Annotated in this window: 12 protein-coding genes; 2 read left to right on the top strand and 10 right to left on the bottom strand. The window is 70.6% G+C overall.

Annotated elements, in window-relative coordinates; all coding sequences use genetic code 11:
• Nucleotides 1-2: 2 nt before the first annotated feature.
• The 7 genes from ACWGSK_RS05805 to ACWGSK_RS05775 all read right to left on the bottom strand — a co-directional run bounded on the left by ACWGSK_RS05805 (nucleotide 3) and on the right by ACWGSK_RS05775 (nucleotide 8082).
• Nucleotides 3-689: an N-acetylmannosamine-6-phosphate 2-epimerase gene (locus tag ACWGSK_RS05805; protein WP_452455304.1), complete on the bottom strand. Its 687-nt coding sequence runs from the start codon at nucleotides 687-689 to the stop codon at nucleotides 3-5.
• Nucleotides 686-1618 (bottom strand): ROK family protein, encoded by a 933-nt coding sequence (locus ACWGSK_RS05800; RefSeq protein ID WP_358513828.1) that lies wholly within the window; start codon nucleotides 1616-1618, stop codon nucleotides 686-688. The genes ACWGSK_RS05805 and ACWGSK_RS05800 overlap by 4 nt, the downstream gene beginning before the upstream one ends.
• Complete coding sequence (locus ACWGSK_RS05795) at nucleotides 1615-2544, bottom strand: dihydrodipicolinate synthase family protein (protein WP_358513826.1); 930 nt, start codon at nucleotides 2542-2544, stop codon at nucleotides 1615-1617. The genes ACWGSK_RS05800 and ACWGSK_RS05795 overlap by 4 nt, the downstream gene beginning before the upstream one ends.
• Entirely contained in the window at nucleotides 2541-3521 is a 981-nt protein-coding gene (locus ACWGSK_RS05790; RefSeq protein WP_358513824.1) for an ABC transporter ATP-binding protein, read from the bottom strand. Before ACWGSK_RS05790 ends, ACWGSK_RS05795 begins: the two co-directional genes overlap by 4 nt.
• Nucleotides 3518-5476 (bottom strand): dipeptide/oligopeptide/nickel ABC transporter permease/ATP-binding protein, encoded by a 1959-nt coding sequence (locus tag ACWGSK_RS05785; RefSeq protein ID WP_358513822.1) that lies wholly within the window; start codon nucleotides 5474-5476, stop codon nucleotides 3518-3520. The genes ACWGSK_RS05790 and ACWGSK_RS05785 overlap by 4 nt, the downstream gene beginning before the upstream one ends.
• 4 nt (nucleotides 5477-5480) lie before the next feature.
• Nucleotides 5481-6431, bottom strand: a complete 951-nt coding sequence (locus tag ACWGSK_RS05780) for an ABC transporter permease (RefSeq protein ID WP_452455303.1) — start codon at nucleotides 6429-6431, stop codon at nucleotides 5481-5483.
• Nucleotides 6432-6501: 70 nt separating this feature from the next.
• A complete protein-coding gene (locus ACWGSK_RS05775; protein ID WP_358513818.1) occupies nucleotides 6502-8082 on the bottom strand; it encodes an ABC transporter substrate-binding protein in 1581 nt (526 codons plus the stop codon).
• Nucleotides 8083-8196: 114 nt separating this feature from the next.
• Between ACWGSK_RS05775 and ACWGSK_RS05770 the strand changes: the two genes are divergently transcribed.
• Both ACWGSK_RS05770 and ACWGSK_RS05765 read left to right on the top strand, forming a co-directional pair.
• On the top strand, nucleotides 8197-8946 hold the full coding sequence (locus ACWGSK_RS05770) for a FadR/GntR family transcriptional regulator (protein ID WP_358513816.1): 750 nt from the start codon (nucleotides 8197-8199) through the stop codon (nucleotides 8944-8946).
• 50 nt (nucleotides 8947-8996) lie between these two features.
• Complete coding sequence (locus tag ACWGSK_RS05765) at nucleotides 8997-10166, top strand: sialidase family protein (RefSeq protein ID WP_358513814.1); 1170 nt, start codon at nucleotides 8997-8999, stop codon at nucleotides 10164-10166.
• On the opposite strand, the gene ACWGSK_RS05760 is transcribed toward ACWGSK_RS05765, so the two are convergent.
• The 3 genes from ACWGSK_RS05760 to ACWGSK_RS05750 all read right to left on the bottom strand — a co-directional run bounded on the left by ACWGSK_RS05760 (nucleotide 10163) and on the right by ACWGSK_RS05750 (nucleotide 14047).
• On the bottom strand, nucleotides 10163-11401 hold the full coding sequence (locus tag ACWGSK_RS05760; RefSeq protein ID WP_452455302.1) for a Bcr/CflA family efflux MFS transporter: 1239 nt from the start codon (nucleotides 11399-11401) through the stop codon (nucleotides 10163-10165). The genes ACWGSK_RS05765 and ACWGSK_RS05760 overlap by 4 nt on opposite strands.
• Nucleotides 11402-11480: 79 nt before the next feature.
• Nucleotides 11481-12320: a GNAT family N-acetyltransferase gene (locus ACWGSK_RS05755; RefSeq protein WP_358513810.1), complete on the bottom strand. Its 840-nt coding sequence runs from the start codon at nucleotides 12318-12320 to the stop codon at nucleotides 11481-11483.
• 71 nt (nucleotides 12321-12391) lie between these two features.
• The gene (locus tag ACWGSK_RS05750; protein ID WP_358513808.1) at nucleotides 12392-14047 is read right to left on the bottom strand and encodes an alpha/beta hydrolase; all 1656 of its coding nucleotides are present in this window, start codon (nucleotides 14045-14047) and stop codon (nucleotides 12392-12394) included.
• Nucleotides 14048-14109: the final 62 nt, after the last annotated feature.

Genomic DNA, 14109 nt, shown 5'->3' with positions numbered 1-14109 from the left:
GTTCATTCGCCGCCGTCGGCGTGCGCGGCGGCCACGAACCAGCTCGTCAGCGTGCTCGGGTGGGTGATGGCCGTGCCCACGACCACGGCGAAGGCGCCGCGACGCAAGGCCTCGGTGACCTGTTCGGGCCGGTGGACGCGCCCCTCGGCCAGTACCGGGACGTCCAGGGCGCCCGAGAGGCTCTCCACCAGGTCCAGGTCGGGGCCCTCCCCACCGGTCGTGGCGGGGGTGTAGCCGGACAGGGTGGTGCCCACCAGGTCCGCGCCCGCCGCCACCGCGGCGAGTCCCTCCTCGTGGGTCGCGACGTCGGCCATGACCAACCGGCCCGTCTCCTCGTGGACCGCGCGGACGATGTCGGCGGTGGCGCTCCCGTCCGGTCGCCGGCGGCCGGTCGCGTCGATCGCCACGATGTCGGAACCGGCGCGCGCCACCTCCAGCGCCAGGCCCAGGGTCGGGGTGATCACGACCCCGCTGTTCCCCTCCTTGACCAGACCGATCAGCGGCAGGTCGGTGGCCTCGCGGATCCGGGCCAGGTCGGCGAGTCCCTGGGCCCGGATCCCCACCGCGCCGCCGTCCTGCGCGGCCCGCGCGACCCGGGCCATCGTGTCCGGGTCGCGCATCGGCTCCCCCGGGTAGGCCTGGCAGGAGACCACGACCCCCGATCGGAGTCGCTCCACCACGTTCGTCATCGGTGTTCCTTCCGCGTCGTCTCTTCGTTTTCCCGCCACACCAGGTGGGCGGCGCCGAGCAGGGCCGCGTCCGCCCCCAGCGCCGCGGGGACCACCGATAGTCCGCCCGGCGCCGGGACCAGGCCCCGTTCGATCTCCTCGGTCAGCGCCGACCACCAGTCGGCCCCCGCCCCGGCGACCCCGCCCCCGACCACGATGACGTCGGGGTCGATCACGTTGGCCAGGCCGGCCAGCGCCGATCCCAGGGCCGTGGCCCCGTCGACCAGCACGGAGCGGGCCACCGGGTCCCGATCCACCAGCGCCACGACCTCCTCCAGTCGTGTCACGGCGGCGCCACCGCGTTCGGTGTACTCGGCCACCAACGCGGGGCCGGAGGCGACCGACTCGACGTGGCCCTCGGCCCCGCAGGGACAACGGCGGCCGGCCGCGGCGGCCACGGGCACGTGTCCGACGTGACCCGCGGCCGCCCGGGCCCCGCCGTGGATCCGTCCTTCGCACAGCAGGGCGCCGCCCACCCCGGTGCCGACGGCCACCAGCAGGACCGTCGAACCTCCCCGGGCCGCGCCCCGGCGGTACTCCCCCAGGGCGTGGGCGTGGACGTCGTTGACCACGGCCACCGGCACCCCGAGTTCCGCGGTCAGGTGACCGCGAAGGTCGGTACCGGCCCAGCCGGGCAGGGAGTCCGTGGCCGAGAGCACCAGTCCGGTGTCGGGGTCGACGACCCCGGCGCTGCCGACACCGACCCCGACGACCTCGTGGTCGGCACCCACCTCACGGGCCAGTTCGACCGCGGTGTCGAGTACCGCCCCAGCTCCCCCCGCGGCCGGGGTGGGACGCTTGGCGCGGGTGAGAACGGCCCCGTCGGCGGTGACCGTGGCCGCCGCGGTCTTGGTGCCACCGATGTCCAGGGCCACGGCGACCCTGCTCACAGCAGCTCGACCTCCTCCAGGATCGCGCGGACGCGCCAGGTCTCCTCGTCGGTGAAGGGCCGCATCGGAGGCGCCGGCACGGGGTCGTCGATGACTCCGAGGAGGGCGAGCGCGCACTTGAACGCGCCGAGCCCGGCGGTGGATCCGCCGGCGGTGGCGGGGTCGGCCGCGCGGACGATGCGGAACAGTCGGATCAGGCGTTCCTGCTCGCGCCGGGCGGTCTCCCAGTCACCGGCCAGGCAGGCCGCCATCAGGCGCACGTAGCCGGCGGGGTCGACGTTGCCCAGTCCGGGGACCGCGCCGTCGGCGCCCATCAGCATCATGGCGTCGACCACGGCCTCGTGCCCGGTGAGCACGGAGAAACCGGGGATCTCCCGGCCACCGATCACCAGGTCGCGAAGGCCCGGGTCGTCTCCGCTGGAGTCCTTGATCCCGTCGATGATCCCGTCGGCGGCCAGCCGGAGGACCTCGTCCGCGGACAGCTTGCTGTGCACCGACACCGGGACGTCGTAGGCCAGGAGCGGCAGTTCGGTCCGGTGACGCACCACACGGAAGTGGCGGTCGATCTCGGCGGGGTGGGTGCGCGTGTAGAAGGGCGCGGTCACCACCAGGGCGTCGGCCCCGTGCTTGGCGGCGGCCTCGGCCCGCTCCACGACCCTGTTGGTCGTGGTCTCGATGCAGCCGGCCATGACCGGGACCCGCCCGGACACCGCGCCGACGACCGTGTCCAGGACGGTGTCGCGCTGGGTGTCGGTCAGGTACGCGGACTCGCCGGAGCTGCCCAGGGCGAAGATCCCGGAGACCCCCGCGTCGATCAGGGAGCCGACCAGCCGCTCCAGTGACACGGTGTCGACCTCGCCGTTCGTGTCCAGAGGGGTCACGATCGGCGGGACCACGCCCGTGTACTTCGGCGTGCGCTGACTCATGCGGTGCTCCTCGCGTTCGATTCGGGGTGGACGCAGTTCCATGTGTGCCCGTTGTCGGAGTCGCCGGCCGGGAACTCCTCGGCGCAGACGTCGGTCGCCTTCCAGCAGCGGGTGCGGAAGGGACAGCCCGTGGGCGGTGCGGTGGCGGACGGTACGGGTCCGCGCAGGATGATCCGCTCCGAGCGCTGCGTCAGGCTCGGGGTGGCGGAGAACAGGGCTCGGGTGTAGGGGTGACGGGGGTCCGCGACGATCTGTTCGGCGGGGCCCTCCTCGACGACGCGCCCGAGGTACATCACGGCGATGCGGTCGGCGAGGTGGCGGACGGTCTGGATGTCGTGGGACACGAACACCATGCCCAGGCCCAGGCGGGACCTGAGGTCGACGAGCAGGTTGAGCACCTGCGCGCGGACGGACACGTCCAGGGCGCTGGTCGGTTCGTCGGCCACCACCACGTCCGGTTGCAGGGCCAGGGCGCGGGCCACGGCGACGCGCTGTCGCTGGCCGCCCGACAACTGGGCCGGGACGGCGTCGCCCACGTGTCCGGGCAGACCGACCAGGTCGATCAGCTCGTCGACGCGCGCCTCGCGTTCGCTCATGGTGCCCCGGCGGTGGACGTCGAGCGGGTCCCGCAGGATCCCGCGGACCGACATGCGCGGGTTGAGCGCGGTCGAGGGGTCCTGGAAGACGACGCCCATCGCCGAGCCGAACTCCCGCCGGCGTCGCGAGGTGGGCATCGCCCACAGGTCCTCGCCACGGAAGCGGACGGTGCCCCGGGTGGGTCGTTGGAGTCCGGTCGCCACCTTGGCCAGGGTCGACTTCCCGCAGCCGGACTCGCCGACGATGCCCAGGACCTCGCCGCGCGCGATGGTGGCGGTGGCGTCGGTCAGGGCGTGGACACGGTCGCGGCGGAACAGGCCTCCGGTGCGTGCGGTGTGGACGACGTGCGCCCCGTCGAGTTCCACGATCGGCTCGGTCACAGCAGGGCTCCCTTCGACGCCGGTGCGGGATGCAGGCAGGCGTAGTCGTGGCCGGGACCGTCGTTGGTCAGGGAGGGCGGTGCGGTCAGGCACTCGGGGGTGACCGCGGAGCAGCGGCCGGCGAAACGGCAGCCGGCACCGAAGTCCTGCGCGGCCGGTACGACCCCGGGGATCTGGTGGAGGCGTTCGGCCCCCGCCTCCAGGGACAGGACCGAACCGAGCATCCCCCGCGCGTAGTGGTGGCGCGGCCGGGTGAGCAGGTCGCGGACGGGCGCGACCTCGGCGAGCTGGCCCGCGTACATGACGGCCACGCGGTGGGACATCTCGGCGACCAGGGCGAGGTCGTGCGAGACCAGCACCATCGCGAAGCCGAGTTCGTCCCGCAGTCTGGCGAGCAGTTCCACCACCTGGGCCTGGACGGTGACGTCCAGCGCCGTGGTCGGTTCGTCGGCGATGAGCAGCCGCGGCTTGCGGGAGAGCGCCATGGCGATGAGCACGCGTTGGCGCTGACCACCGGAGAGTTCGTGCGGGTAGCTGCGCATGGTGCGCTCGGGGGTGAGGCCGACCAGGTCCAGGAGTTCGGCCGGGCTCTGGTCACCTCCCCGGCTGGTGAGCTGGCGCAACTGGGTACCGACCAGGACCGAGGGGTTGAGGGACGACATGGCGTCCTGGTAGACCATCGCCAGCTCGGGTCCGGAGTAGGCGCGCCGCTCCTTCTGGGAGAGGGACAGCAGGTCCTTGCCGTCGTAGAGGATCTCGCCCGTCACCTCGGCCTGGCGGGGCAGCAGACCCATCAGGGCGAGGCTGGTGAGGCTCTTGCCGCAGCCGGACTCGCCGACCAGGCCGAGGGTCTCTCCGGCCCGGACGTCGAAGGAGAGTCCGTCGACCACGGACACGTCGCCGTGGCTGCCGGGGAACCCGATGCGCAGGTCGCGCACGGACAGCAGGGTGGGCGCGTCCTCGGCGACCGGCGGTACGGTCTCCTCGCGTTCACGGACGGCCGTGGCGAGACGGGCCAGGACCTCGGTGCGGTCGTCGTCCTCGGCCGGGACGTCGGTGGTGGTCTCGGCGGAGTCGGTCGCGCCGCCCCCGCCGCGCACCGCGCTCTTGGGCGCGGCCCAGGCGTCGGTGAGTCCCTCGGAGAGGATGTTGAGGGCGAGCACCGTCAGCAGGATGGCCAGGCCGGGGAAGAAGGTGGCCCACCAGCCGCCGGACAACAGCAGCTGACGTCCGTAGGAGATGACGTTGCCCCAGCTGGGCAGCGGGTCCTGGATACCGGCGCCGATGAAGGCCAGGCTGGCCTCGTAGACGATCGCGTCGGCCACCAGGATGGCCGCGAACACCATGACCGGCGCGGCGCAGTTGATCGCGACGTGCTTGATCAGCACGTAGTGGCGACGGGCACCGATCAGGCGTTCCGCCGCCACGTAGTCCTCCCCGTACTGGGTCAGGACGTTGGCGCGCACGACCCTGGCCAGAGAGGGCACGTAGATCACCGCGATGGCGCCGATGAGGACGGGGATGCCACTGCCGAAGACCGCGACCAGCACGGCGGCCAGGGCGATCCCGGGGAACGCCATGAGCACGTCCAGCACCCGCATGATCGACTCGTCGATGACGCGGTGGGAGGTGGCGGCGATACCACCGAGGATCCCGCCCACGAACAGGGCCAACAGGGTGGCGCCAATGCCGATCAGCAACGAGTAGCGCGCCCCGTGCACGACCCGGGAGAAGACGTCGCGTCCGGCCCGGTCGGTGCCGAACCAGTGTTCGGGTCCGGGCGGCTGGGCCGGGACGCCCGTGGCCAGCGGGTTCTGGACGAAGAAGGGTGCGACGATCGCGATGACGCAGATCGCCAGCATGACCACGAGGGAGATCCTCGCGGCGAGGGACAGGCGGTGTTTCCTGGAGGGCTTGGAGAGCCCGGTCAGGCGGTCCGCGAGTCGAGGGCGCACGTGATCACACCTCTCGGATCCGTGGGTTGACGACGACGTAGAGCAGGTCGATCACGAGGTTGACGACCAAGAGGGAGATGGCGACCGTGAGCACGGCGCCCTGGACGAGGGCGACGTCGGCGTTGGTCACGCCGGTGAGCAGGAGTTGGCCCATGCCGGGCAGGTCGAAGATGGTCTCGATGACCACCGCGCCGCCGAGTGCGTAGCCGAACCGCCACCCCAGCACCGTCAACGGCGTGATCAGCGCGTTGCGCAGGGCGCTGCGCAGTACGAGCCACCGGGGCAGGCCGTTGCCGATGGCGGTGCGGACGTAGTCGCGGTCGAGTTCCTCCACCATCGAGGTGCGCACCAGGCGGGAGAGCTGCGCGCCGATGGGGATCGCCACCGCGATGGTCGGCAGGGTCATGGTCATGACCCAACCGGAGAAGGAGTCGACCGGAGCGGTGTAGCCACCGGTGGGCAGGAGCCCGAGCCCGAGGGAGAACTGCTGGATGAGCAGGATCGCCAGCCAGAACGGTGGGAGCGCCACACAGGCGATGGACACGATCCGGGTGACCTGGTCGGGCCAACGGTCCCGCCACAGAGCGCCGGTGAGTCCCATGAACAGGGCGAAGACGATGGCTCCGCCCATGCCCGTCATGGTCAGTTCCAGGGTGAGCGGGAAGGCCTCCGCGATCCGGTCGACCACGGGGGTGGCCGGCGGCGCGGTCATTCCCAGGTCACCTTGGACCAGGTCCCCGAGGAAGTCGATGTAACGGACGGGCAGTGGTTGGTCGAGTCCGTGTTCCGCGGCGTAGGCGGCACGGGCCTCCTCGCTGGCGCCCACGCCCAAGGCGTTGTAGGCGGGGTCGTTCGGTGAGAACTGAAGGATCACGAAGACCAGCAGGGAGACGCCCAGGAGCATCACCGGTAGGACCAGTGCTCTGCGCAGGGCGAGGCGCATGAAGACGCGCATCGGGGTTTCTCTCCTCGTGGAGCGGGCGGGGGCCGGACCCGTTCGGGTGGGTCCGGCCCCGAGGTCGAGGTCAGGCCGGGCCGACGTCCAGGAAGGACAAGCCGGTGGTGTTGATCGGCCGGAACCCTTCCAGCGCGTCGTCGTTCCAAGCCGTGATCAGCTTGCGGTGCAGGATCGGGTAGAGGGGGACCTCGTCGGCGATGAGGTCGATCGTCTCCGCCCAGAGTTCGGCGCGCTCCGCCTCGTCGTCGGTCCGGACGGCCTCGTCGAGAAGTTCGAGGACCTTGTCGGCCTCCTCGGTCTCGGACCAGTTGTAGTAGCTCGTGGGCCACTGACCGTCGAAGAACCAGCGCAACAGAAGGTCGACGTCGTTACCGAAGACGGACGGGTCACCGGGGGCGACCATGGCACGGAACTTGCCGCTCTCGACCTTGTTCGCGTACTGACCGCCCGACTCACCGATGTCGAGGGTGGTGGTGACGCCCACCGCGTCCCAGCTCTCCTTGATGAGCGGGACCACGTCCTTGACCCAGCCGGTGTTGGTGGCGACCAGGTCGATCTCCAGTCCGTCGACCCCGGCCTCCTCCAGCAGTTCCCGAGCCCGGTCGGGGTCGTGCCGGTAGACCGTGCCCGCTTCGCGGTGGTCGGGGTGCGACTCGGGCAGGAATCCGGTGGCGGCGGCCGCTCCGCCCAGCATCGCCGTCTCGACGATCTTCTCGTGGTCGATGGCGTAGTGCAGGGCCTGGCGGACCCGCTTGTCGTCGAAGGGCTTCTCGGCACAGTTGAACATGAGGAACAGCAGGCCGAACGACTGCTCCTGTTCGACGGTCGAGGCGGACTCCAACGCTTCGGCGTCGAGGTAGGGCACGTCCTCGATCACGCTGACCCGGCCGGACTGGAGGGCGGTGACGCGGGCGCTGGGGTCGTCCAGCAGCATCCACACCATCTCGTCGGCGAGCGCCTCGCGCGGGCCGTTGTAGGCCTCCCACCGTTCGAAGGTGATGTTGTCCGCGGCGGTGGCCGATACCAGCTTGTAGGGGCCGGAGCCGACGGGTGCCGAGTCGAACCCCTGCCGGTCCTCTTCGACGAGGGCCTTGGGCACGATCTTGATGATGCCGAGCCGTTCGACCGCGAGCGCGAAGGGGTGCTTGAGGACGATCTCCACCGTGTCCTCGTCCACCTCCGTCACCTCCTCGATGAAGGAGACGAACTGCGCCATCAGCGAGTTGTTCTCGGGGTCGAGGACCCGCTCGAAGCTGTAGACCACGTCCTCGGCCGTGACGGGGTCTCCGTTGTGGAACACCGCCTCCTCGCGGAGGGTGACGCGCAGGGTCGTGTCGTCGACCTGTTCGGGCATGTCGGCGGCGAGCGCGTTGTAGGGCTCCCGGGTCACCGGGTCCAGGTCGACCAGGGCCTCGAAGATGTGCAGGTTGGCCGCCTGCGGCAGGGCCCCGGTCGCGGTCATGGGATCGAAACCGGTGGAAAGCGTGTAGGACAGGCCGGCCTCGATGCGGTTCGAGGAACCCCCTCCTCCCCCCGAGGAGGCCCCGCAGGCGCTGAGCGATCCGGCCAGGGCCGCGGCGGTGCCTGTGGCACCGACGAACTGGAGGAAACGCCGACGCTCCATGGCGCCGGGGTCGAAGTGGAACACGATCACTCCTTGTCGGGGGGACGGGCAAGACCTCAGGGGAAGGGCATATGACGTCTGATGTCCGATGCCTGTAGGGTGTGACTCTAAGCACCAAACAGGAAAGGGGTCAATACGTTGACCGAGGAATTGACCAAGCCCGCCTCGCGGAACACTCTGCGCGGTCATGAGGTTACGGAGCAGATCAAGAACTTCATCCTCCGCAACGGCCTGACCCCGGGCGACCCGCTGCCCACCGAGACCGAACTGTGCTCCGAGCTCGGCGCGAGCCGCTCCAGCGTCCGCGAGGCGATAAAACGCCTCAGCGCCCTGGACATAGTCGAGGTCCGGCACGGACACGGCACCTACGTGGGGCGGCTGTCCCTCAACTCCCTGGTCGAGAGCCTGACCTTCCGCGGTCGCCTGAGCAGCGGAGACGACCTCGCGACACTCTACGAGCTGGTCACCGTGCGCAAGGTCCTCGAACAGGGCCTGGGCCGCGACATCGTCAACGGGTACGACGAGGAACAGCACCAGAGCCTCGCGGAACTGGTCACCGGGATGGAGGAGGCCGCCGAACGCGGCGAGAGCTTCGTGGAGGAGGACCGCGCCTTCCACCTGATGCTGTTGGCCCCCCTGAACAACCAGCTGGTCACCCAGCTCACCGGGGCCTTCTGGGACGTGCAGGCGGTCGTGGCCCCGCTACTGCTCACCACGGAGGAGGACGCCCGCGAGACCGCCGCCGCGCACCGAGCGATCATCGACGCCGCGCACCGAGGAGACCAGGCCGGGTTCGTGGCGGCGGTGGCCGACCACTACGCCCCGATCCTCCATCTCCTCGAAAAACCCGCCACAACGGGGGTTGACCACGACACCCCCGACGCTTAGCGTCCTAGACGTCTGATGTCCGATGCCTCCGCCCCCTACCGGAGGTATCCATGAGAAAGCACGCGAGTCCCGTCGTCATGGCTGTGGGCCTGGCCGTCACCGCCGCCCTGGTGTCGCCCGCCGCAGCCGACGACGCCACCCCCGACCCCCGGACCACCGCGGCCGAACCGATCATCGAACGCGTCGACCTGGCCAGTGCCGGGGAGGGCGCCCACACCTGGCGCATCCCCGCCCTCGAAGTGCTCGAAGACGGCACGCTGGTCGCCGCCTACGACCGACGCAATGACAGCGCCGCCGACCTGCCCGGCGACCTCGACCTCATGGTCCGTCGCAGCCACGACAAGGGACGCACCTGGACCGAACCCCAGGTGGTCGTCGACTACGACGACGGTGTCGGCGCGGGCGACCCCAGCCTGCTCCTGGACCGCGAGACCGGTCGCCTGTTCATGTTCCACGCCCACGGACCCGACGGGGTCGGGTTCTTCAACTCCTCCGACGGCAACTCCAACGACAGCCAGGACATCCTCCACACCGACTACTCCTACTCCGACGACGGCGGACGGACCTGGAAGACCCGGCGCATCACCGAGGACATCAAGGACCCCGCCTGGTTCGGGATCTTCGCCTCGTCCGGCACCGGCATCCAGCTCTCCGACGGTCGCCTGGTCCAGCAGTACGCCTACGACTCCGGTGACGGGATCTACGCCGTGAGCGTCTACAGCGACGACCACGGGGAGACCTGGCAGGCCGGAGAACCCGTGGGACCGGGCATGGACGAGAACAAGACCGTGGAGTTGGCCGACGGTCGCGTCATGCTCAACAGCCGCACCCCGCAGGGCCCCTACCGCCTGATCGCCTACTCCGAGGACGGTGGCGAGACCTACGGCGACCCGGTCCCCGACCACGAACTGATCGACCCCACCAACAACGCCGGCCTGATCCGCTACGACGCCGACGCCGAGGAGGGCACGGATCGAGCGCACAAGCTCCTGTTCACCAACACCAGACACGAGAGCTCGCGGGAGAACCTGACGGTCAACATGTCCTGCGACGACGGTGAGACCTGGCCGGTGGCCAGGGCCATCGACCGCGGCGCGGCCGCCTACTCCACGATCGTGCCCCTGGGCGACGACGAGTTCGGTGTCCTCTACGAGCGCGGGAACGTCGAGCACATCACGTTCCTGCGATTCAACTCCGCCTGGTTGGAAGAGGACTGCTAGGGAATCCGAGCCTCACCCGGCCCCGCCCTCGGGACCTTCGGGACCCGAGGGCGGGTCATCGTCGCCATCACCAGCAGGCCCAGGGCAGAGGTGCCGAACAGCAGCACCCCCATGGGCACCGCGGTGGTCTCGTCCAACCCCACCAGCGGCGCCACGACGGCGCCGATGAACATGGGTAGCGCGCCCAACAGCGAACCGGCGCTGCCCGCCCGGTCCTCCTGGCCCTCCATCGCCAGCGCGAAGGAACCGGTGAGGACCACCCCCATGCACGTCATGTAGACGAAGATCGAAACCACGAGCAGCGACAGCGGGCCCTGCAGGAGCGCCGTGGCGAACACGACGGCGGTGACCACGACGGCGGTGACCACGGCGACGTAGAGAAGGGACCGCTCACCGAAGCGTTCGCCGAGTCGGCCCACCGCGGCGCTGCCCAGGATGATCGCGATGCCGTTGACCCCGAAAAGGAACCCGAAGACCTGCGGGGACACCCCGTACAGGTCCTGGTAGACGAACGGGGTCCCGGCCACGTAGGCGAAGCTGCCGCCGTGCAGCAGGCCGACGACGAGCGTGTACCCCAGGTAACGACGGTCCCGCAGCAGGACGCCCATCGCGGCCAGGCTCCCGCCCAGGGTGCCGGGGATACGCCGTTCGGTCGGCAGGGTCTCGGGCAACCGCACCGCCACCACCACGACGACCACCACGCCCACCAGGGCCAACGTCCAGAAGATGGACCGCCAGTCGGTGAAGGGCAGCCACAGCACACCGCCGCCCAGGATCGGCGCGGCCATCGGCGCCACCGCGACGACCACCATGATCAGCGCGAAGAAGCGGGTGAGGGCGGATCCGTCGAAGACGTCGCGCACGATCGCACGGGAGAGCACCACCCCGGCGCTCGCGGTGAAGCCCTGGAGGAACCGGCCCAGGACCAGCACCGTCGTGTTCGGCGCGAGCGCGCACAGGGCCGTGGCCAGGACGAACAACGCGACGCACACCAGCAGTGGTCCGCGCCTGCCGCGGGCGTCGCTGACCGGGCCGATCACCACCTGACCCGCGGCGAGCCCGACCAGACAGGTGGTGAGGCTCAGCTGCACCTGGGAGGCGTTGGCCCCCAGGTCCGCGGAGATCTCCGGGAACGCCGGAAGGTACATGTCGATGTTGAGCGGGCCCAACACGGTGAGCATGGCGAGCAGGAGGGCCAATCCCAGGCGGGCGCGACCGGTCGGGTTGCGGAGCATCCGCCAACCGTAACCGGACCGCCCCGGCCGGGTCCCGGGTCGATCCCTCGATCTGACACCGATCCGTCAGGTACGCGGCTCAGAAGAGCACGGACATGACCTCGCCGACCTGGCGGAACCCGACCCTGCTGTAGGTGGCGCGGGCCGGGGAGTTGAAGTCGTTCACGTACAGGGTCACGCGGGGCGCGATCTCGGCGAGGGCGTAGTTCACCACCGCGGCCATACCGGCCGCGGAGTACCCACGACCGCGCAGCTCCGGGTGCACCCACACACCCTGCACCTGGCAGGCCTGGGGGGTGACGGCACCGATCTCGGCCTTGAACACGACCCGACCGTCCTCGATGCGGGCGAAGGCACGACCGGTGCGGACGAGTTCCTCGACCCTGGCCCGGTAGAGCGCTCCCCCATCACCGGAGTCCGGTGGGACACCGACCTCCTCGGTGAACATGGCGACACAGGCCGGTACCAGGGTGTTGATCTCGCTGACGCGGACACGGCGCACCAGTGGGTCGGCGGGCACCGCCGGTGGCCCGTCGATCTCCAGGACGGGTTGGCTGGCACGGATCGTTCGGGCGGGCCCCCAAGCGGGAGTGACCTGCTGCCAGAAGTCGCTGACCGCCTCCACGGGGCCGACGATCGACGAGCAGCGGCGGCCGCGCCACCGGGCGTGGTCGGCGAAACTGCGAACGGCGGCGGGCCCGGCGTTGACCGGGACCAGGTTGGCGCCCGAGTAGCACAGCGCCGTCAACCTGCCTCGCTCGACGTGTCCCCACACCTCGGCGCCGCCGACACCGGCGATCCCGGTGGTCAGCAGGCGCGAGGCGACGAAGACGTTGCCGACGGGGTCGGTGTCCAGGAGCGTTCGGACGGCCTCCCGGTCGTGTTCGCCCAGAATTCGAACCGGTGAGGTCCGCAGCATCGCATCTCCCCCATATCCCCGATGACCGGGAACGGTCACCGGGCCAAAGACGAATTCGCGCCGATTCCAGCCTATTCGACCGTTCCTGCGGACTCACCCGGGTACTCCAAACCGATGGGGCCCAATCGGTCCACGGGCGTGTGGGGCGCGGACTGCGTGTCGCGCGGTTCGGGTTCGGGGCGTGGGTCACAGGTCAGGTCGGGGCCCTCGGCGCCGCGTTCGGGCAGGGTCCCCTCGCGCAGGTAGTCGACGACGGCCTCGTCCACGCAGGCGTTGCCGGTGAGGGAGACCCCGTGGGTGATGCCGCCGTCCTCGATCACCAGGGAGGACCCGGGCAGGCGCTCGCGCAGGGCGTACGCCCCCTCCACCGAGGTGGCGCCGTCGTCGGTGGCGTGCACGAGGAGCACGTCACCGTCGTAGGCGGGGTATTCGTCGGGCGCGTCACCGACCTGGAGCCAGGGGGCGGACTCTCCGTCCCACGTGGCGCACGGGGCGTTGTACCAGATGTTGTGCCATCCCATGAAGGGCGCGTCCTCGTGCACCTGCCGGGCGTCGGCGTTCCAGGTCTCCCAGGCCTTGGGCCATTCGGCGTCGGTGCACTGGACGGCGAGGTAGCCGCCGTACGCGGGGTCGCTCTCGGCGTCGTCGCCGTAGTTCTCGTGCAACTCCCGCAGGGGGGCGGAGTCGCCGTCCCGGATCTGCGCGGACATGGCGGAGGCGACCGCGGGCCAGGTACCGCCGCTGTAGGCGACGACGATGACGGCGCCCTCCAGTTCGGTGGGGCCGACCGTGTCCTCCGCGGGGTTCTCTCGCAGTTCGGAGCGCAGGTCGTAGTAGGCGTCGGCGACCGCTTCTCCGTCGGTGCCCAGCCCGTAGGCGTCGTCGTGGCGGGCCACCCAGTCGAAGAAGTTGTGGGCGGCCCGGTCCAGGGCCCGGCTCTGCGCCAGGTTGCTCTCGTACCAGGGGTTGTCCGGGTCGACGACACTGTCCAGGACCACGGCGCGGACGCTGTCGGGGTAGAGCGAACTGTAGACGGTGCCGAGGTAGCTGCCGTAGGAGTAACCCAGGTAGTCGACCTGTTCCCGTCCCAGGGCGACGCGCATGGCGTCCATGTCGTGGGCGGTGTCCTCGGTGCGCATGTGGTCCAGGAGGGGGCCGGCGTCCTCCGCGCAGGCGTCGGCGTAGGCCTCGGCGTCGGCGCGCAGGGCCTGTTCCTCCTCTGCGTCGGCCGGGACCGTGTCCTTTCGGACCGGGGCGAAGAAGTCGGGGTCGCAGGTGATCCCGGGGGTGGAGGCGCCCATACCGCGCGGGTCGAAGGCGACCACGTCGTAGGTCTCGCGGAGTTCCTCGGGCATGCGCAGGTGGGTGTGCGAGGCCCACTGGCGGCCGGCGCTGCCGGGGCCGCCCGGGTTGACCAGCATGGTGTGTTCGGCGGTGCCGGTGGCGGGCACGCGGGAGAGCGCGATCTCGACGCTCTCGGTGAGGGCGTGAGGGTCGGCGACGCCGGGTCCGTGGACCATCGGCACGGCGAGGGTGGCGCATTCGAGGTTCTCGTCCTCGACGGGGTCGAGGTCCTCGCATGGCGCCCAGTCCAGGGACGTCTCGGGGGCGGGGGCCTCGGGGGCGGTGGGAGCGGCGGCCTGGGCGGGGGATAGTGCGGTCAGTGCGGCCAAAAGCGCGCCGCCGCCGCAGTAGGCGACCCATCGTGTGCCCGTTCGTCCCCGCACCCGTCCACCCCTCGCCATCCCCTTTGAACCTTCTAGCGCATTCTCTCTGTTACCGAGCGTGA

The sequence above is a fragment of the Nocardiopsis sp. NPDC055551 genome (assembly GCF_053619415.1).
Note: the sequence above shows the minus strand (reverse complement) of the source record. Positions and strands in the feature narration are given on the sequence as shown.